This is a genomic window from Kitasatospora sp. NPDC094019 (assembly GCF_044764505.1).
GTDB lineage: Bacteria > Actinomycetota > Actinomycetes > Streptomycetales > Streptomycetaceae > Kitasatospora.
In genome coordinates this window covers 90,501-109,441 of the sequence record NZ_JBIWIF010000017.1, presented here as the reverse complement: position 1 = coordinate 109,441, position 18,941 = coordinate 90,501, and the positions used below count along the sequence as shown (strand labels likewise).

General features: G+C 74.1%; 12 protein-coding genes. 8 read left to right on the top strand and 4 right to left on the bottom strand.

From position 1 onward, the window contains the following. The first annotated feature begins 120 nt into the window (after positions 1-120). The 4 genes from ACIQ9P_RS30685 to ACIQ9P_RS30670 all read left to right on the top strand — a co-directional run bounded on the left by ACIQ9P_RS30685 (position 121) and on the right by ACIQ9P_RS30670 (position 7,451). Positions 121-1,113, top strand: a complete 993-nt coding sequence (locus tag ACIQ9P_RS30685; protein ID WP_402363285.1) for a carbohydrate ABC transporter permease — start codon at positions 121-123, stop codon at positions 1,111-1,113. Further along, a complete protein-coding gene (locus tag ACIQ9P_RS30680; protein ID WP_402363282.1) occupies positions 1,110-2,027 on the top strand; it encodes a carbohydrate ABC transporter permease in 918 nt (305 codons plus the stop codon). Before ACIQ9P_RS30685 ends, ACIQ9P_RS30680 begins: the two co-directional genes overlap by 4 nt. Before the next feature lie 335 nt (positions 2,028-2,362). Further along, complete coding sequence (locus ACIQ9P_RS30675; protein ID WP_402363280.1) at positions 2,363-5,425, top strand: Ig-like domain-containing protein; 3,063 nt, start codon at positions 2,363-2,365, stop codon at positions 5,423-5,425. 406 nt (positions 5,426-5,831) lie between these two features. Continuing rightward, positions 5,832-7,451 (top strand): DUF4153 domain-containing protein, encoded by a 1,620-nt coding sequence (locus ACIQ9P_RS30670; protein ID WP_402363277.1) that lies wholly within the window; start codon positions 5,832-5,834, stop codon positions 7,449-7,451. Between the two features lie 127 nt (positions 7,452-7,578). Here the strand turns inward: ACIQ9P_RS30670 and ACIQ9P_RS30665 are convergent, their stop codons facing one another. Continuing rightward, positions 7,579-9,126 (bottom strand): MFS transporter, encoded by a 1,548-nt coding sequence (locus tag ACIQ9P_RS30665; protein WP_402363274.1) that lies wholly within the window; start codon positions 9,124-9,126, stop codon positions 7,579-7,581. A 172-nt stretch (positions 9,127-9,298) separates the two neighbouring features. On the opposite strand from ACIQ9P_RS30665, the gene ACIQ9P_RS30660 reads away from it, so the two are divergent. From ACIQ9P_RS30660 to ACIQ9P_RS30650, 3 genes are all read left to right on the top strand, one after another. Next, on the top strand, positions 9,299-9,994 hold the full coding sequence (locus tag ACIQ9P_RS30660; protein WP_402363450.1) for a TetR/AcrR family transcriptional regulator: 696 nt from the start codon (positions 9,299-9,301) through the stop codon (positions 9,992-9,994). A gap of 270 nt (positions 9,995-10,264) precedes the next feature. Next, positions 10,265-10,975, top strand: a complete 711-nt coding sequence (locus ACIQ9P_RS30655) for a ribonuclease HII (protein WP_402363271.1) — start codon at positions 10,265-10,267, stop codon at positions 10,973-10,975. A gap of 433 nt (positions 10,976-11,408) precedes the next feature. Further along, complete coding sequence (locus ACIQ9P_RS30650; protein WP_402363268.1) at positions 11,409-11,786, top strand: hypothetical protein; 378 nt, start codon at positions 11,409-11,411, stop codon at positions 11,784-11,786. Positions 11,787-12,162: 376 nt separating this feature from the next. Here ACIQ9P_RS30650 and ACIQ9P_RS30645 read toward each other — a convergent pair whose 3' ends face one another. Together ACIQ9P_RS30645 and ACIQ9P_RS30640 are read right to left on the bottom strand one after the other, a co-directional pair. Then, a complete protein-coding gene (locus ACIQ9P_RS30645) occupies positions 12,163-12,819 on the bottom strand; it encodes a hypothetical protein (RefSeq protein WP_402363265.1) in 657 nt (218 codons plus the stop codon). 526 nt (positions 12,820-13,345) lie between these two features. Continuing rightward, on the bottom strand, positions 13,346-15,544 hold the full coding sequence (locus ACIQ9P_RS30640; RefSeq protein WP_402363262.1) for a RecQ family ATP-dependent DNA helicase: 2,199 nt from the start codon (positions 15,542-15,544) through the stop codon (positions 13,346-13,348). Positions 15,545-15,775: 231 nt separating this feature from the next. Between ACIQ9P_RS30640 and ACIQ9P_RS30635 the strand changes: the two genes are divergently transcribed. Continuing rightward, complete coding sequence (locus ACIQ9P_RS30635; protein WP_402363260.1) at positions 15,776-17,443, top strand: DUF4192 domain-containing protein; 1,668 nt, start codon at positions 15,776-15,778, stop codon at positions 17,441-17,443. A gap of 28 nt (positions 17,444-17,471) precedes the next feature. Here the strand turns inward: ACIQ9P_RS30635 and ACIQ9P_RS30630 are convergent, their stop codons facing one another. Continuing rightward, positions 17,472-18,788 carry an alpha/beta fold hydrolase gene (locus ACIQ9P_RS30630; protein WP_402363257.1) on the bottom strand — a complete coding sequence of 439 codons (1,317 nt, stop codon included), beginning with the start codon at positions 18,786-18,788 and terminating at the stop codon, positions 17,472-17,474. Positions 18,789-18,941 lie beyond the last annotated feature (153 nt).

The following is an 18,941-nucleotide window of genomic DNA, read 5'->3' as shown; positions in this document are numbered from 1 at the left end:
CGTGGTCGGGTTCCGCCGCGTTGCCTCGTTCGGTTCCGCCCCGTTCCAGGTACCGCCGTTCCCGGTACCCCGTTCCCGGTATCCCCCGTTCCGCCTTCCGTTGGGAAAGGACGTGACGCCATGTCCCTCGCCGCCGGTGCCTGGGGCGACGCGATGGTCAAGTTCGGCAACGGCCTCGGTGCGATCGCCGGCTTCGTCGGCATCCTGTTGCTGGTCTTCCTGGTCGCCGGCCGCGCCTCCGGCCGGATCGCCCGCCCGCTGGCCGTGCTGGTGCTGCTCGGACCGGCGCTGGTCCTGCTGCTGCTCGGTCTGGTCGCGCCGCTGGTCCGTACCGTCTACCTGAGCCTCTACAGCGACGACAGCAGCCGCTTCGTCGGCGGCGAGAACTTCGGCTGGGCCCTCACCACCGGCTCGGTGCGCGAGGTGCTGGTCAACACCCTGCTCTGGCTGGTGATCGCGCCGCTGGCGGCGACCGCGCTGGGGCTCGTGCTGGCCCTGCTGGTGGACCGGATGCGTGGCCAGGCGGTCTACAAGTCGCTGATCTTCATGCCGATGGCGATCTCCCTGGTCGGTGCCTCGATCATCTTCAAGTTCGTCTACGAGTCGCGCGACCACGCGCAGCGGCAGATCGGTCTGCTCAGTCAGCTGGCGATCTGGCTCGGCTGGGACGACCCGCCGAACTGGATGCTCTCCCAGCCGCTCAACACCTTCCTGCTGATGGCGGTCATGGTGTGGGTGCAGACCGGCTTCGCCATGGTGGTGCTGTCGGCGGCGATCAACGCGATCCCGGACGAGGTCACCGAGGCGGCCCGGCTGGACGGCGCCCAGGGGCTGCGGCTGTTCCGGCACATCACCGTGCCGATGATCCGCACCACGGTGGTGGTGGTGCTGACCACGGTGATGATCACCACGCTGAAGGCGTTCGACATCGTCCGCACCATGACCGGCGGCAATTTCGGCACCCAGGTGCTGGCCAACGAGATGTACTCGCAGTCCTTCGTCCAGTTCAACACCGGACGGGGCAGCGCGCTGGCGGTGATCCTCTTCCTCGCGGTGCTGCCACTGGTGGCCTACAACATCCTCCAGCTGCGCAAGGAGCGTGCGGTCCGATGAGCGTACGGCGGGACGGCGGCGCCGTCCGGAAGACCTTCTCCTCCCCGCTGGCCTCGGTGTTCGTGATCGTGGTGACGGTGCTGTGGACCGTCCCCACCCTCGGGCTGCTGGTCACCTCGCTGCGCCCCAAGCAGGACGTCACCGCGGACGGCTGGTGGAACGCCCTGCTCCACCCCGACCTCGGGCTGGACAACTACCACACGGTGCTGTTCGAGGGCGGCTCCGGCGTCTCCACCGGTCTCATGCCGTTCCTGGTGAACTCGCTGGCGATCAGCGTTCCGGCCACGCTGTTCCCGCTGGCGCTGGCGGCGATGGCCGCCTACGCGCTGGCCTGGGTGCGGTTCCGGGGCAGCGACACCCTGTTCTTCGTGGTCTTCGCGCTCCAGGTGGTGCCGCTGCAGATGGCGCTGATCCCGCTGCTCCAGCTGTTCTCCGGCGGAGCGCACCTGGGCTCCCTGACGCTGCTTCCTGCGCTGGACCTCAAGGGCACCTACGCGCCGGTGTGGCTGGCGCACACCATGTTCGCGTTGCCGCTGGCGATCTTCCTGCTGCACAACTTCATCGCCCAGTTGCCCCGAGACCTGATGGAGGCGGCGGTGGTGGACGGCGCCTCGCACTTCAAGATCTTCCGCTCGATCGTGCTGCCGCTCTGCACGCCCGCGCTGGCCTCGTTCGCGATCTTCCAGTTCCTCTGGGTCTGGAACGACCTGCTGGTGGCGCTCACCTTCGCCGGCGGCACCCCGGAGGTGGCGCCGATGACGGTGCGGCTGGCGCAGCTGTCCGGTTCCTTCGGCGGCCGGTGGGAGCTGCTGACGGCGGGGGCGTTCCTGTCGATCGTGATCCCGCTGGCCGTGTTCTTCGCGCTCCAGCGCTACTTCGTGCGCGGGTTGCTGGCCGGTTCGGTCAAGGGCTGACGCCGGACCGGCCACCGGCCGCCCGGTCGGTCCGGAGCTTGCCCCGGTCCGCCCGTTCCCTCCGGGAGAACGTCGGGGTTCAGGCCGTTCCATGGCGAATGTGTTGATTTCGTGGACACGGTCGGCGGGTTGCCGGTACACCGTTAGGGGCTGGTCGGCCGAGATGACACAGGGGGGCGGTCATGGCAGACAGGGGCACACGCCTGGGCGGGCGTACGGACAGACGCGCGGGCGCCCGGGGCGGTGACGCTCGGGGCGTCGGCGGGCGTGGCGGCGGGCGTCGGTGGCGGCGGGCCGGAGGGCTGCTGGCGGCCCTTGCCACGGCGGCGGCCCTGATGTCCGGGCCCGGCGCGCCCCCGGCGGTCGCCGTCACGGCGACGCTCGGCACCACGGCGGTCGGCACCGCCACCGACACGGCCGACTCCAACTACCTCAACGCCTCGCGGTACGTGACCGGTTCGGCCGGCGGCACCGTCGGCAGCGTCTCGGTGTACGTGGACGGCGTCGACGCCGCGCCCAACAACCGCTTCCAGACCGCGATCTACCAGGACAACGGCGGCAGCCCGGGCGCCCTGCTGGCGAGCAGCGCGACCGCCACCCTCACCGGGCCGGGCTGGAACACCGTCCCGCTGACGGCCACCTTGGCCGCCAACACGCCGTACTGGCTGGCCTACAACACCAACGGCTCCGGGCCGACGGTCAACAACCTGCGCTACAGCCCGGGCGGCACCAGCGTGTACGGCAACGGCGGCCTGTCGTTCGGCAGCTGGCCGGCCACCGCGGGCGCGGTCACCGGCAGCGGGCTGAGCTTCTCGATCTACGCCACGTACACCCCCGAGGCGGCCCCGCCGCCCCCGCCGCCCGGCGCGGGCCCGGGCACCGAGGGCCCGATCCTGCTGGTCACCAGCCAGGCCAACCCGTACACCCGGTACCTGGCCGAGATCCTCAAGGCGGAGGGCCTGAACGCCTACCGCCAGGTCGACATCTCGGCCGTGACCGCCGGGGTGCTGGCCTCCGCCGAGGTGGTGCTGCTCGGCGAGATGCCGCTCACCGCCGCCCAGGCCGCGCTGTTCACCACCTGGACCAACGGCGGCGGCGAACTCGTCGCGATGCGCCCCGACCGGCAGCTCGCACCGCTGTTCGGCCTCACCCCGGCCACCGGCACCCGCGCCGACGCCTACCTCAAGGTGAACACCGCCGCCGCGCCCGGCGCCGGGATCACCGGCGACACCATGGGCTACCACGGCCCCGCCGACCTCTACACGCTGAACGGCGCCACCGCCGTCGCCACGCTGTACAGCGACGCCGCGACCGCGACCGCCAACCCGGCGGTCAGCCTGCGCACGGCCGGCGGCGGCCGGGCCGCCGCGTTCAGTTACGACCTCGCGAAGTCGGTGGTGCAGACCCGGCAGGGCAACGCCGCCTGGGCCGGCCAGCAGCGCGACGGCGTCGACGGCTACGAGGCCAGCGAGATGTTCTTCGGCACCGGCGGCCAGCCCGACTGGAACGACCTGGACAAGGCGCTGATCCCGATCGCCGACGAGCAGCAGCGGCTGCTCGCCAACCTGCTCACCCAACTCGCCGCGACCGCCCAGCCGCTGCCCCGGTTCTGGTACTTCCCGCGCGACGTCAAGGCCGTCGTGGTGATGACCGGGGACGACCACGGCGTGGGCGGCACGGCCGGCCGCTGGGACGGCTACATCGCGCAGAGCCCGCCCGGCTGCTCGGTCGCCGACTGGGAGTGCGTCCGCGGCTCCTCCTACATCTACACCGACGACCCGCTCACCCCGGCCCAGGCGAAGGCGTACAGCGACCAGGGCTTCGAGGTCGGCGTGCACGTCACCACCAACTGCCGTCCCTGGGGCAGCACCTCGACCCTGCAGGGCTACTACCGGGACCAGTTGGCGGCCTGGCGGGGCAAGTACCCGAACCTGCCGAACCCGTCCAGCAGCCGCACCCACTGCGTGGAGTGGGACGACTGGGCCACCCAGGCGAGGACCAAGCTCGCCAACGGGATCCGGCTGGACACCGACTACTACTTCTACCCGTCGAACTTCACCCAGGACCGGCCCGGTTACTTCAACGGCACCGGGCAGATCATGCGCTTCGCCGACACCGACGGCAGCGTCATCGACGAGTACCAGGCCACCACCCAGCTCACCGACGAGTCCGGCCAGTCGTACCCGGGCACCGTCAACACCCTGCTCGACGCGGCGTACGGCGCCAAGGGCTACTACGCGGCGCTGACCGCCAACATCCACACCGACTTCGCCGCCTCCGCCGCCTCGGACGCGGTGGTCGCCGCCGCCAAGGCGCACGGCGCGCCGGTGGTCTCCGGCCGGCAGATGCTCACCTGGCTGGACGGGCGCAACGCCTCGGCGTTCACCGGGCTGTCCTGGAACGGGAGCGCGCTGACCTTCGGCATCACCGGCGGGGCCAACGGGTTGCGCGCCATGCTGCCGGTCGACGCGGCGGCGGGCACGCTGACCGGGATCAGCTCGGGCGGGCGCGCGGTGCCGTACCGGGTCGAGACGGTCAAGGGCATCGCCTACGCCTTCTTCGACGGCGCGGTCGGCTCGTACACCGCGAGCTACGGGCAGGACACCACCGCGCCCACGGTGATCGGCACCACCCCGGCCGGTGGCGCGGACGGGGTCGCCCCGGGCTCGGCGGTGCGGTTCTCCTTCAACGAGCCGCTGGACCCGGCGAGCGTCACCGGCGGCTCCGTCACCCTGCGGGCCGCGGCCGGCGGCGCTGCGGTCGCGGGCTCGGTGGTCCACGACGCGGCGGCGAACGGCGTGGTGTTCACGCCGTCCGCGCCGCTGGCGCTCACCGCCGGGTACAGCGCGACGGTGCAGGGCGTCCGGGACCGTTCGGGGAACGCCCTGGCCGCCCCGTACACGTTCTCCTTCACCACCGGGGGAGCGGAGCCGCGGACGATCGGGAACACGGCGGTGGGCTCGCTGATCGACGACACCGACTCCAATCACCTGAACGGCAGCCGGGTGACCACCGGCGCCGACCCGGCGGCGCTCACCGCGCTGAGCGTGCACGTCGGACCGATCGCCGCGGCGCCCAGCAACCGGTACCAGCTGGCCGTCTACACCGATGCCGGGGGCTCGCCGGGCACGCTGGTCGCCGCCACGGGCTCGGGCACGCTGACCGCCAACGCGTGGAACTCGCTGCCGGTGAATCTCACCCTGAGCGCCAACACCTCGTACTGGTTCGTCTACAACACCAACGGCACGAGCACGACGGTGAACAACATGAACTACTCGACCGGCACGGCCGGGCAGGGGGCGTACAGCAACACGGTGGTTCCGTTCGGGACCTGGCCGGCGGACTTCGGGCCGGCGGTGAAGGACAGCTTCCGGTACTCGCTGTACGGGACGTACTGACTGTCGCTGCCGCAGCGGTAGCGGTAGCCGCAGCCGTGGCTGTCGCGGCCGGGGTGGTGGCCGGGGTCGTGGCCGGAGTGGTGGCGACGACGGGTTCCGATCAGTGCTCGGGCTTCGGGCCGGGCTCTGTCACAGAGGTGTGACAGGGCCCGGCCCGGTGTTTTTGAACCTGTTCAGAATGGTCTACAGTCGGCTTCGGCCGTGGTGCCCGGTGTCCTCACCGGCGTGGTTCCGCGTGCTCGTCGGCGGACCGCCCGGAGGGTGGATTCCGCATGTCCACCCGATCATTGAGGGGGATCCCATGTCCGGATTCAGCGTTCCCGCCGCGGACGGAGTGCCGTCCCGGCCCGCTGCTGCTCCCGGTGCTGCTCCTGGTGCGGACGAGGGGGCGGGGGAGGCTGGCCCGGTGGCCGGACCCACCGGGGTCTTCGGACCTGCCGGTGGTTACGGCCCCGGTGGTGCTCCGGGTGCCGCCCCCGGCGCGGGCCCGTTCCGGGCGCCCGGCGTCCCCGCGCCGCAGCCGTTCCAGTGGCTGCGGCCCGGCGACCCGGAGCGGAAGGCCCCGGCCACCGGCCGGACGGTGCTGGCGGCGGTGCTCGCCGGCCTGCTGAGCTCCTGGCTGCTGATCGACGGACTCGGCGTCAACCTGCTGCTCTGCGCCGCGGCCGCCACCGTGGGCGCCGGCGCCTCCGCCCGGGCCGCCGGCCGTAGGCCGAGGGCCTGGACCGTCCTGTGGAGCGGGCTCGCGCTCGCCCTGCTCGCCGTCCCGGCGCTGTACGAGGCGGACTGGCCGGTGCTGCTGAGCACTGTCTGCGCGGTGGGCCTGGCCTCGCTGGCCCTGCACGGCGGACGGCGCTGGACCGGGGTCCTGCTGGCGCTGCCGGGTCTGCTCTGGCAGCTCGTGCCCGGCCTGGCGTGGGCCGGGCGGGCCCTGCGCGGCCGGCGCGCGGGCGACCGGAGCCAGGTGGTGCCGGTGGTCAAGGGCGTCCTGGTGGCGGTGGTGCTGCTGATCGTCTTCGGCGCCCTGTTCGCCGGCGCGGACGCGGCCATGGCGAACGTCCTGGAGAGCCTCGTCCCCAGCGTCGACCTCGGGGAGCTCCCGGCCCGGGCCGCCCTGTTCGTCCTCGGTCTGGCGACCGCGCTGGGCTTCGCCCACATCGCGGCGGGTCCCCGGCGCTGGGACCGCACCCCGGTCCGGCCGGGCCGCGCCCGGGGCCGGCTGGAGTGGGCCCTGCCGCTGGCCGCGCTGAACCTCATGTTCGGCGCCTTCGTGGTGCTCCAGGCGGTGGTGGTGCTCGGCGGCGCCGAGGCGATCCTGGAGCGCACCGGGATGAGCCGCTCCGAGTACGCCCGGCAGGGCTTCTGGCAGCTGCTGGTGGTCACCGTGCTGACCCTGGTGGTGGTCGCGCTCGCCAAGCGCTGGGCGCCGCGCGGCACGGAGGCCGACCGCCGGCTGGTGCGGCTGCTGCTCGGCGCGCTCTGCCTGCTGACCCTGGTGGTGGTGGCCGCGGCGCTCGGGCGGATGTGGTTCTACGTGGACGCCTCCGGCCTGACCACCCTCCGGCTCTGGGTGCTGGTGGTGGAGGGCTGGCTGGGCGTGGTGTTCGTGCTGCTCATCGTGGCGGGCCTGACCCCGTCGGCGGGCTGGCTGCCGCGCGCGGCGGTGCTCAGCGCCGCACTGGCCGCCGCCGGTTACGGGCTGATGGGGCCGGACGTGATGGTCGCGCAGCACAATGTGGCCCGCTTCGAGCGGACCGGGCAGATCGACCTGCGCAACGTCCGCTACCTCTCGGCGGACGCCGTGCCGACCCTGGACCGGCTGCCCGGCGACTACCGGACCTGTGCCCTGAGCCTGGTGGCGGCCAACCTGCGGACGGACGGTCCCGCGCCCTGGTACGCCACCAGCCTGGCCGAGTCGAGGGCCCGCGCGATCCTCGCCGAGCGGCCGTCGCCCGACCGTCTGACGGGCGGGGAGGACGCCTGCGACCGGGTGGGCATGAGCCGCGACTACGCCTTCGAGGGCTGAGCGGGAGCGGGGGATGCACCAGGGCCGGTCGGGAGCGTGTCGCTCCCGACCGGCCCTGGTGCCCGGTGCTTCCGGTGCGGCCCACCGGGACGGCGGCCCGGACGGGCGGCCGGGATGGGTGGCCGGGTCAGTGCATGGCGACGCCGGCGGTGTCCGACGGCAGGTCGGCGGCCTTCGCCTTGATGGCGAGGACGGCGATCAGGAAGGCCAGGCCCGCCATCGCGGCGCCCACGATGAAGCCGTGCGAGATGCCCTGCGCGAGCACCTCGTTGGCCGCGGCGGTGCCCTTCGGGAACTCCTGCTTCTCCAGCAGCCATGCCTTCTGCTCCGGCGTGGCCGTGGCCATGAAGCCGGGCAGCTGGACCTTGGCCTCGGAGGTGGCGTAGTGCGCGAACACCGTGGTCAGGATCGACAGGCCGAGCGAGCCGCCGATCTGCTGCATCGAGTTCAGCAGGCCGGAGGCGGCGCCGGTCTCCTCGCCGGAGACGCCCGCGACCGACAGCAGCATGACCGGGACGAAGACCAGGCCCATGCCGAAGCCGAAGACCACCGTGGGGCCGAGGATGCCGTCCACGTAGCCGCTGTCCGCGTTCATGAAGGTCAGCCAGGTGAGCCCGATGGTGACGAGCAGCGCGCCGCCCGCCATGAACGGCTTCGGGCCGTACTTGGCCTGCAGGCTGGAGGCCAGCTGGGCGGCCACGATGATCGAGGCACTGATCGGCATGAAGGCGAAACCGGCCTTGAGCGGGCTGTAGTCCAGCGGGCCCTGCACGAAGAGCGTGATGTAGAAGAAGATGCCGAACATGGCGGCGGCGATGCAGAGCATCATCACCAGACCGCCGGTGCGGTTCCGGTTCGCGAACAGCTTCAGCGGGGTGATCGGCTGCGCGGTGCGGGTCTCGATGACCACGAACGCGGCCACCAGCACGGCGCCGCCGATGAACGAGCCGAGCGTCACCGGGTCCGTCCAGCCGTCGGACGCGGCGCGGATGAAGCCGTACACCAGACCGACCAGGCCGAGCGTCGAGGTGAGTGCGCCCGGCAGGTCGAACTTGCCCGGGTGGCGCTCCGACTCGGCGATGTAGCGCGGCGCGGCGAGCGCGATCAGGACGGCGATCGGCACGTTGACGAAGAAGACCCAGCGCCAGTCGAGGTACTCGGTGAGCAGACCGCCGGCCAGCAGGCCGATCGCCGCGCCCGAACCGGCCACCGCGGAGAACACGCCGAAGGCCCGGTTGCGTTCGGGCCCCTCGTCGAAGTTGGTGGCGATCAGGGCGAAGGCCGTCGGCGAGCAGATCGCGCCGCCGATGCCCTGGAGCGCGCGGGCGGCGAGCAGCATGCCGCCGTCCTGCGCGAAGCCGCCGAGCAGCGAGGCCAGCCCGAACAGCAGTGTGCCGGCGATGAAGACCCGGCGTCGGCCGAGGATGTCGCCCGCGCGCCCGCCGAGCAGCAGCAGGCCGCCGAAGGTGAGCGTGTAGGCGTTGATCACCCACGAGAGGTTGGTGGTGGAGAAGTCCAGCGCGTCCCTGATCTGGGGCAGCGCGATGTTCACGATGGTGGCGTCGAGCACCACCATCAGCTGCGTGGCCGCGATGACGGCGAGGGTGATGCCCTTGTTCGGGCCGTGCCCGCTCCGCGCCGGAGAGTTCTTGCTGAGTGTGTCGGAGATAGCCAAGTTGATGCCCCCTGCTGGCTACTGCTTCGTATGCTGCGGACCTGGGGTCCGGCTCGGCCCGACGGCGTCCCGCGGGCTATGAAGGAACGGTATCGTTCACTACTGTGGACGATAGCGTCGGCGAGATTGTGAACGCAAGCGTTCCTAAGGGTGGGTGACGATGGATCAATTGGTGCGACGCCAGGAGAAGGAACGCTCGGCCGGCCGACAGGCCCCCCGGGTCGAGGCGGAGCGGGCGCCCGAGCCCACGCGGGGCCCCTGTCCCGTCCAGGTCGTGGCCGAGGTGCTGACCAGACCGGCACGGCGGCGCGGGCGGGAGCTGGAGGCGGCGATCTTCGAAGCGACGCTCGATCAGCTCACCTCCGGCGGATTCGCGCGGCTGACGATGGAAGGGGTCGCCGGGGCCGCGCGGACCGGGAAAGCCGCGCTGTACCGGCGGTGGGCGTCCAAGGTGGAACTGGTCGTCGACGCCCTGGACTCCACTCTCCCACGCCCCACCGACACCCCGGACTTCGGGTCCGCCCGTGAGGAACTGCGGCACCTGGTCGAGAGTTTCGCCTCGGTGGCCCGCTCCCGGGCGGGCGGCGCCGTGACCGCGGTGATGGCCGAGCTGGACCACGAACAGGCGGAGCTTTTCAAGGACTTCATCGCCCAGCGGATGATCGAGCCCACCAAGGGCGTGATCCTGGAGATCCTCCGCCGGGGCGCCGAGCGCGGCGACGTCCGGCCGGACGCGGCCACCCCGCTGGTCGCGGACGTGGTCCCGGCGATGCTGCTGTACCGGGTGAAGGTCTGCGGCCGCCAGGTCGGGCCGGAGTTCGTCGACCAGTTGGTGGACGAGGTCCTGGTGCCGTTGATCCGGGTGTGAGGGGAGCGGCCGCCCGGTCGCCCGCTCCGGTCGCCCGCTCCGGTCGGCGGGTGGGCCGGCGGCGGGTGTCCGCCCGGCCTCCCGGCGGTCCTCCACCGGGCCTCCTGTCCGGCTTCCGTCCGTCCGGCTTCCGCTCGGCCGTCCGTCCGTTCTTCGCCGCGCTCTCCCGGCCGGCCGTGGTGCGGGTCGGGGCCGGGGTCGGGGTCGACCGGGTCGGGGGTGCGGGCGGGTGGCTTAGGCTGGAGTCCGACCAGCTGAACGGACCCCCTCATGCCCATCGTCCCGCCGACGCACTCCGTCGAGCGCTCGCTCCGCCGGGCCGGCGCCAAGATCGTGGTCGGCCTCGACGAGGTCGGGCGGGGTGCCTGGGCCGGTCCGGTCACCGTGGGCGCGGCCGTCACCGGCCTGCGCCGGCCCCCCGAGGGGCTGACCGACTCCAAGCTGCTCACCCAGCTCCGTCGTGAGGCGCTCGCGCCCGTCCTCGCCGACTGGGTCACCGCGTACGCCCTCGGTCACGCCTCCGCCCCGGAGTGCGACGAGCTCGGGATGACGGCCGCGCTGCGGCTGGCCGCCGTCCGGGCGCTGGAGGCGCTGCCGGTGGAGCCGGACGCGGTGATCCTGGACGGCAAGCACGACTACCTCGGCGGCCCCTGGCAGGTGCGCACGGTGATCAAGGGCGACCAGTCGTGCGTCTGCGTGGCCGCCGCCTCCGTGCTCGCCAAGGTCCACCGTGACGGCATGATGGCCGAACTCGGCGAGGAGCACCCCGAGTACGCCTTCGCCGACAACGCCGGTTACCCGTCCCCGGTCCACCGGGCCGCACTGGAGGAGTTCGGGCCGACCGAGCACCACCGCCTCTCCTGGTCCTATCTGGACGCGCTGCCCGAGTGGCGTCATCTGAAGCGGGTCCGGGTGGTGCCCGGTCCCGCCGGGACGGTCGCCGCGGAGTCCGCCGGGGAGCAGCTCGCGCTCGGTTTCTGACACTACGTCGGGATATTTCGACCGCGGACCGTAGGGCGCGCGGTGTCCGATGGGTGGGGCGCCCGTGCGCGTTCGACCGGCATTTGATAGATATCCGGGTATGCCTGTCTTCCCCGAGGAGCCGGAGATCAACGAGAGCCTCCCGGGCCCCGGCGTTCCCAGTCCCCGCGAGTCGGACGCACAAGCCCTCCGCGCGCCAGCCACCGGCGGCGCGACCCCCGTCGTACCGTCGGCCGCCGGCTCCGTGCCGGTCCAGGTGCCGGGCCCCCGCCCCGCACCGCCGCGAGCGGCGCAGCCGCGTTCGACGAGCGCGCGTGCGAACCGTCCGGGGCCGTCGCCGAGGCCGAGCCCGATTCCCAAGCCCGGTCCTCGACCCGCGCCGCAACCGGCGTCGGTCGAGGTGCGGCACGTCCCCGCCACCCGGGCGGCGGCGTTGGACCGTGCCGACGAGACCGTCGACCGGCTGCTGGACGGCGGCCGCGAGCCGGGCTCCGTCCTGGTGCTCACGGTCGGCGCGGCGCACCCGTGGCAGCAGCACGAACTCTCCTTCGGGGAGGAGCGCTACTGGGCGCAACTCGCCGAGGGCGGCGACGTCTTCTACGCCGACGCGGAGCTGGCCCGCCCGGTCCGCCGCGCGGTGGTCGTGCTGGTCGTCAACGGCGGTTCGGCCGAGCGCGCCGCGGCCGCGTACGCCAAGGCGCTGCGGCACGCGGAGGAGCTGCTGGTGGTCTGCGGCGGCACCGACCCGGCGGTCGCCGGTGCGGCGCTCGCCGCCGTCGGCGCACCCGCTCCGCGCGTTCTGCCCGCCTGAGGTCCGTGCCCGGGTCCGCTACCCGCGGGGGCCTTCCGGCCCTCGCGGCACCGGCCTCCCGGCCCGGTCGACGGCCCTGTCCTGTCCGCTCCCCCTGATCCCCGTCCCGAACCTGTCCCGAACCCGTCCCGGCCCGGTGCCCCGTGGGTGCCGGGCTTCGGCATGTCCGGGGCCGGACTCCCCGCGGACGTGGTGGCGGGACCGGGTCGGCGGGCACGGGCCCTGACCGCGCGGGTCCGGGCCCGTCCGGCCGGCGGCGGCGCAGGCCGGGCCCGAGGTGTGCCGGACCGGTGGCGGCCTTCACCGACTGCGGGCGGCGCGGAGCGCGCCGTCACGGACGGACGCCGTCACGGACCGCGGACGGGAGGCCGTCCGGTCAGCGGGTGCCGGTACGTCGGGCCGGTTCGATCGCGGTGACCCTGGCGGGCGTCCACGGGCGGTCGCCCTGGCGGGACCGCTGGGGCCGCTCGCCCCGTTGCGGACGCTCGGGTGCCTGCCGCAGCGGGCGCTGGCCGTGCGAACCCTCCAGCGCCGTGCGTGGGGGCAGCTCCGTCACGGTGTGGACCGGGCCTTCCGCCCACGAACCCGCGTGCGGATTGCGGCCGCTCCGCCCGTCCCCGAGGATCTGCCAGCCGACCGGGGTCAGCGCCACGTACGCTCCGCAGCGCAGCCCGTGCAGGGCGGCGGCGTCCCGCAGGGCCCACATCCACGCGCCGTCCTGCTCCGTCCAGCCGGCCGCGCCCTCGCGGCAGCGCAGCAGTACGGCCGTCCGGGCCGGGCTGGACAGGCGCAGGTCGTGCGGGGTGACCTGGCGCAGGTGGGCGAGGATCGCGTTGCGGTGCTGCCAGCCGTCCGCGTCGTGCGGCCAGGGGGTGAAGGAGGCCGACGCGGTCACCCGGTGCTCCTGGTCCAGGACGGCGACCACGACCGTGCCCGGCTGCGGAAGGTGCCGCTGGTGCAGCTCCAGCACGAAGTCGCGGGGGTCGCGGAGCAGTGGGATCCCCGAGGCCGCCCAGGTTTCCAGGTCGAGCATCCGTCTGGGCGACGAGCTCCGGGCGAGGGGATACTGACCTCGGTCGATGCCGCTGATCACGATCCTCCTTCCCGACCCACGGGCGCGCGGGCGCATGCGTACGCCGAAGGCACGGTCCATGGGACTGGGCTCCGGGTACGGTCCAATTCTCAGGGTAGGAGGGGTGGAGCGGCAATGATGAAATGATGAACGCCGCCCGAAAGCCAACGTTCTGCCGGATATATTCCACGCTCGCGTGAAACCGGCCGGTACGCCTCCGGACCGCCTTCCGGCCGCGTCGCAGCGCGCTCCGAAGCATCTCCGACACCTCCGTTCCTCCTTTCCGTCGACCGTCACCCGTTGATCCGTCCGGCGGAACCAGCCGGCTCAGGGGCCCTGCCGCCGGCCCGTCCGCACGCTGCTCCCGCTCTCCCGCCGTTCGTCCTCCCCGGCCGTTCCGGTGCCCGCGCCGGACCCCCGCGGTCCCCGCGCCGTCCTCGCGCCGTCCCCGTGTCGTCCCCGTGTCGGAGCGGGCGCGTGTCCGCCGTCAGCCCTGGACCGCCAGGACGAGCGGCAGGACCGCGCTCGCCCCCGCCCGGCGCAGCAGTCGGGCGGCCACGGTGACCGTCCATCCCGAGTCGACCAGGTCGTCCACCAGCAGCACCGGTCCGCCGGCGGCCGCCAGCGCCGAGGCCAGCTCCGGCGGCAGGGTGAGCGCGCCCGCCACCGAGTTCAGCCGCTGGGCGCTGTTGCTGCGCGAGCCGTGCGGCGGCTGACCGGTGGCGTACTCGATCCGCCCGAGCAGCGGCATCCGCCCGATCTCGGCGATCCTGGCGCCGAGGCTGCCGACCAGTTGCGGCCTGGACGCGGAGGCCATGGTGACCACGCCGACCGGCCGGTCCAGCCGGGCGCCGTCGGCCGCCTCCGGCCCGGCCCAGCCGCCCGGCCCGCGCGCCCAGTCGGCCAGTACGGTGACCAGCGCGTCCACCGCCTCGCCGGGGACCGGCCCGTCCGGGGCCTGGTCGGCGAGCAGGGACCGCAGCCGGTTGCCCCAGCCGATGTCGGAGAGGCGGCCGAGCGCCCGGCCCGTCTCGGCCTGCTCCCCGGCCGGGATGCGGCCCTTGAGCGGCACGCCCAGGGCGTCCATCCCGGTGGGCCAGAGCCGCCGCGGCTCGAAGCCGACGCCGGGCCGGCCGAGCGCCGCCCGGGCCGCCTCCAGCGCCTCGGCCGAGACCTCGGGCCCGTGCAGCGGCCCGGCGCAGTTGTCGCACCGGCCGCACGGCACGGCCTCCTCGTCGTCCAGCTGGCGGCGCAGGAACTCCATCCGGCAGCCGCCGCCGGTCGCGTACTCGCGCATCGCCCGCTGCTCGGCCTCCCGGGAGGCGGCCACCTTGGCGTAGCGGGCGCTGTCGTACTCCCAGCTCCGGCCGGTGGCCGTCCAGCCGCCCTTGACCCGGCGGACGGCGCCGTCCACGTCGAGCACCTTGAGCATGGTCTCCAGCCGGGCGCGGCGGAGGTCCACCCGGGGCTCCAGCGCGGCGGTGGAGAGCGGTCGGCCGGCCTCGGCCAGCGCGTCGATGGTGCGGCGGACCTGCTCCTCGGGCGGGAAGGCGAGCGAGGCGAAGTAGCGCCAGATCGCCTCGTCCTCGCGACCGGGCAGCAGCAGCACCTCCGCCCGGTCGACCCCGCGCCCGGCCCGGCCGACCTGCTGGTAGTAGGCGATCGGGGAGCTGGGCGAGCCGAGGTGGACCACGAAGCCGAGGTCGGGCTTGTCGAAGCCCATGCCGAGGGCGGAGGTGGCGACCAGCGCCTTGACCCGGTTGGCCAGCAGGTCGGCCTCGGCGGTGCGGCGCTCGGCGTCCTCGGTGCGGCCGGAGTAGGAGGCCACCGGGAAGCCGCGCTCGCGCAGGAAGGCCGTCACCTCGTCGGTGGCGGCGACCGTGAGGGTGTAGACGATGCCGGAGCCGGGCAGCCGGTCCAGGTGGTCGGCGAGCCAGGCCAGCCGGTGCGCCGGGTCGGGCAGGGCGAGCACGCCGAGGGTGAGGCTCTCGCGGTCGAGCGGGCCGCGCAGCACCAGGGCGTGCTCGTCGCCGGCGCCCGTGCCGAGCTGCTCGGCGACGTCGGCGGTGACCCGGGCGTTGGCCGTGGCGGTGGTGGCCAGCACCGGGACCCCGGGGGTGAGCTCGGCCAGCATGGTGCGCAGCCGTCGGTAGTCGGGGCGGAAGTCGTGGCCCCAGTCGGAGATGCAGTGGGCCTCGTCGACCACCAGCAGGCCGGTGGAGGCGGCGAGCTTGGGCAGGACGTGGTCGCGGAAGTCGGGGTTGTTCAGCCGCTCGGGGCTGACCAGCAGGACGTCGACGGCCCCGGCGGCGACCTCGGCCTGGACGGCGTCCCACTCGTCGGTGTTGGCGGAGTTGATGGTGCGGGCGTGGATCCCGGCCCGGGCGGCCGAGTCCACCTGGTTGCGCATCAGGGCGAGCAGCGGCGAGACGATCACCGTCGGGCCGGCGCCCCGGGCGCGCAGCAGGGAGGTGGCGATGAAGTAGACGGCGGACTTGCCCCAGCCGGTGCGCTGCACCACCAGGGCCCGGCGGTGGTCGACGACCAGGGCCTCGATGGCCGTCCACTGGTCCTCGCGCAGGGTGGCGCCGGGGCCTGCCAGCTCGCGCAGGACGGCCTCGGCCCGGGTCCGGACCTCGGCCCGGTCGGCGGTGGTGGCGGTGGTGTGGGTCTTCGGCTGCTCCATGGCGTCCATGAAACCCCGAGCGACCGACAGCGGGCGAACGGCGGTGGGTGAGGAGAGGTCGAAGTCCGGAGGTATTTCATCCGTTCTTCTGCTGAACGGCCGTCATTTTTCCCCCGGGAGAGTGGACCGGCCCTACGCCGAACGAGGGAGGAGTTATTCACAGGCCGGGTTTATCCACAGATTTTGAGAAGGTTTTCGGGGGCCGCGGGAAATCGGGACAACCTTCGGGCCATGACCAACGAACACATCGTGCTTCCCTTCGGCGACGGTCCCGGCGGCCGTTCGATCACCATGCGGAGCCCGGCCGACATGGCCGAGGCGCTGCCCTTCCTCCTCGGCTTCTTCCCCGACGACAGCATCGTCGCCGTCGGGCTGCAGCCGCCCGGTCTGCACCAGGGCGGGGTGATCCGGCTGGACCTCCCCGAGTCCGCGGCCGACTGGCCCTCCGCCGCCGAGGAGACGGCCGCCCTCCTGGTGCGGCTCTCCGAGCGTCAGGAGCAGCGGCCGGTCCAGGTGCTCCTCTACCTCTGCCAGGATCCGGCCGGGCGGGGGCCGGGCCGGGAGCACGGTCCGCCGGTGGCGGAGCGGCTGCGGCCGCTCGCGGAGCGGTTGCGGCAGTCCTTCGAGATCCGGGGCGTGCGGGTCAAGGAGTCGCTCTGCGTCTCGGCGGGCCGCTGGTGGTCCTACCTCTGCACCCGGGAGGGCTGCTGCGGCTCGGGGGGACACCCGATCCGGCGCGAGCCCGGGCCCGGCCCGGTCGCCGTCGCGGCGACCTTCGCCGGTCTGGCGCCGCGCGGCAGCCGCAAGGAGATCCTGGCCGGGCTGGCCCCCATCGGCCCGCCGGGGGCGGAGTCCGCGCGGGCGGCCCTCGCCCGGGCCGGGGCCGGACCGGGGACCGCCCCGGGCGGGCGGCGGCCCGACCGGCGGGAGGGCGCCCGGCTGCTCGACACGGCCGTGGCCGACTTCATGGCCGGGGCCGTCTCGCTCGACGACGACCGGGCGGCCCGGCTGCTGCTGGCGCTCCAGGACCGGGTCCTGCGGGACCGCGCCGCCGAGTACGCCCGGCCGGCCGAGCTCGCGCCCGTCCGGCGGCTCTGGACCTTCCTGGTCACCCGCTGCGTCGCGCCCCACGAGCGCCTCGCAGCCCCGCCGCTCACCCTGCTGGCCTGGGTGTCCTGGGTCGCGGGGGACGCCGCGACCGCGCGGGTGGTGCTGGGCCACACGCTCCGCCGCGCCCCCGGCTACCTGCTCGCGCAGCTGCTCTACGAGTCGATGAACGCCGGGCACGCGCCGGAGGTGTTGCTGGCGAGCATCGAGGACGAGCGCTGCCGTCGCACCGAGCGGGAGCGGGCGGAGGGTGAGGTGGCGGCGGCCGAGGAGTCGGCGCGGACCTCGGCCCCCGGGCCGGAGGACGGTGGCGCGTCCGGCCCCGGCGCCGACCCGGCCGGGGGAGGAGCGGCGGAGCCCGGGCCCGATGGCGCGGGGGCGGGAGGCCCCGAGCCGGGGAAGGCCCGGCGGCGTCGACGGCGGCGCGGTCGCCCGGTCTCGGGCTCGACGCCCGCCGACGTCCCGCCGGGGCCCGCCACCCGTACCGCCGAGACCGCCGGTACCGCGGAGCCCCCCGGCCACCCGTCCGGCCCGGACAGGGCGGAGCGGGCCGGTGCGGAGCCGGAGGGGAGCGGGCGGGCCACCGGAGCCGCCGGGGCTGTCCGGAAGGCCGGAGGGAAAGGCGAAGGCGCCGCCCGGTCCGGTACCGGCGGCGGTCCCCCGGAGCGGCGGGGCGGGCCCCGCCGGGCACGGATCCCCGGTCCGGCGCCCGCGGCGGCGGCCGTCCGCTCCGGGGTCCGCCGCCGTCGGGGCGCCTGCGGGGCGGAGCGGGGGCAGTGCCGTGCGCGGTGACCTCCGGGCGGCACCGGGCGGGGGCGCGCTACACCTCGCCGCGCGCCATCGCGATCAGCCGGTCCAGCACCTTGCCGCCGCTGACCCGGAGGCCGTCGTGCTCCCACTCGTTGGTGATCCAGGTCCGCACCCCCCGCACGGCCCGCGCGGTCTCCAGCGAGTCGGCGGTGTCGACGTACATGTCGTCGTGGTAGACCGCCGCGAACACCGGCACCTCGTTGGCGGCGAGCACGGCCGGGTCGTACAGGTCGGGCCAGTCGGCACGGGCGGCGAGCAGCTCCGCGGTCTCCTTCAGCGGGCGCAGCGCGGGATCGGTGTCGAACATCCAGGGGTAGATCATCTCCCCGCTGAACAGCACCGGCGCGCCCGACTCCAGCGCGGCGCGGGCGTCGAACTCCGGGAACTCCGCGCGCACCCGCTCGGCGGACCAGGCGGTCCCGGCCGGGTCCACCGAGCGCTGGCCGTAGATCGACTCGTGCAGGACGGCGTAGAGCGGGCCCTGGGCGAAGGAGAGCTGCGCCTGGGCGCCGGCGAGGAAGGTGTCGGAGAGTTCGGGGCCCTCGGTGCCCTCCACCCAGGCGTCCTCCAGCAGGTAGTGGAGGGTCCCGGAGCCGCTGCCGGTGCCGAGCAGCATCCCGAGGGCCTGGAACGCCTCGACGGTGAGCAGTCCGCCGTCGGGGAGGGTGGCCGGGGTCGCGGCGAGGTGTCCGGCGATCCGCCGCACCGCGTCGACGTCCTGGGGGAACCGCGTGTAGTGACCCTCGTTCTTGCCGACGACCCGGGGGTACGCGGCCCGGTAGACGTCGTCGGCGGAACTGCGCAGACCGGCCAGTCCGCCGGTGACGAAGGCCCGGTCCAGTCCCTCGGGAGCGATCGAGAGGTAGGTGAGGGTGCAGAAGCCGCCGAAGCTCTGACCGAGCACGCTCCAGCGGCGGTCGTCGCCGAGCAGCCGGCGGCGGATCAGTTCGGCGTCCCGCACGATCGAGTCGGCCCGGAAGTGCGCCAGGTACTCCGCCTGCTCCCCGGCCCCGCCCCGCCGGGCCAGCGTCTGCCGGGTGGCGGGAGTGGACCGGCCGGTGCCGCGCTGGTCGAGCAGGAGCACCCGGTGGTCGTCGAGCGCGCGCTCCAGCCAGCCGTCCCGGCCGAGCGGTCGGCCGGCCCTGCCGCCGGGGCCGCCCTGGAGGAACAGCAGCCAGGGCAGGTCGGTGTCCGCGGTCCGGCCCGAGGCCACCACCTCGCGGGCGTACACCTCGATCTGCTCGCCCTGCGGGGCGGCGTGGTCGAGCGGCACCTGGAAGACGTGGTCGGTGAAGGCAATCCCGGGCAGCCGGCTGGCGGTCGACATACAACTCCTCGGTCTCTGCTGGTCACAGCGGTCGCGTCGGCCTTGACCGGGGTTGCCGGTGGCGGGGTCGCGACCCCCGCACCGTATCCTGGCCGCGGCCCGGGGCCGCCCCCGGCGGCAGCCGCCCGCGACCGCCCACCCGGCGGCCCGTGC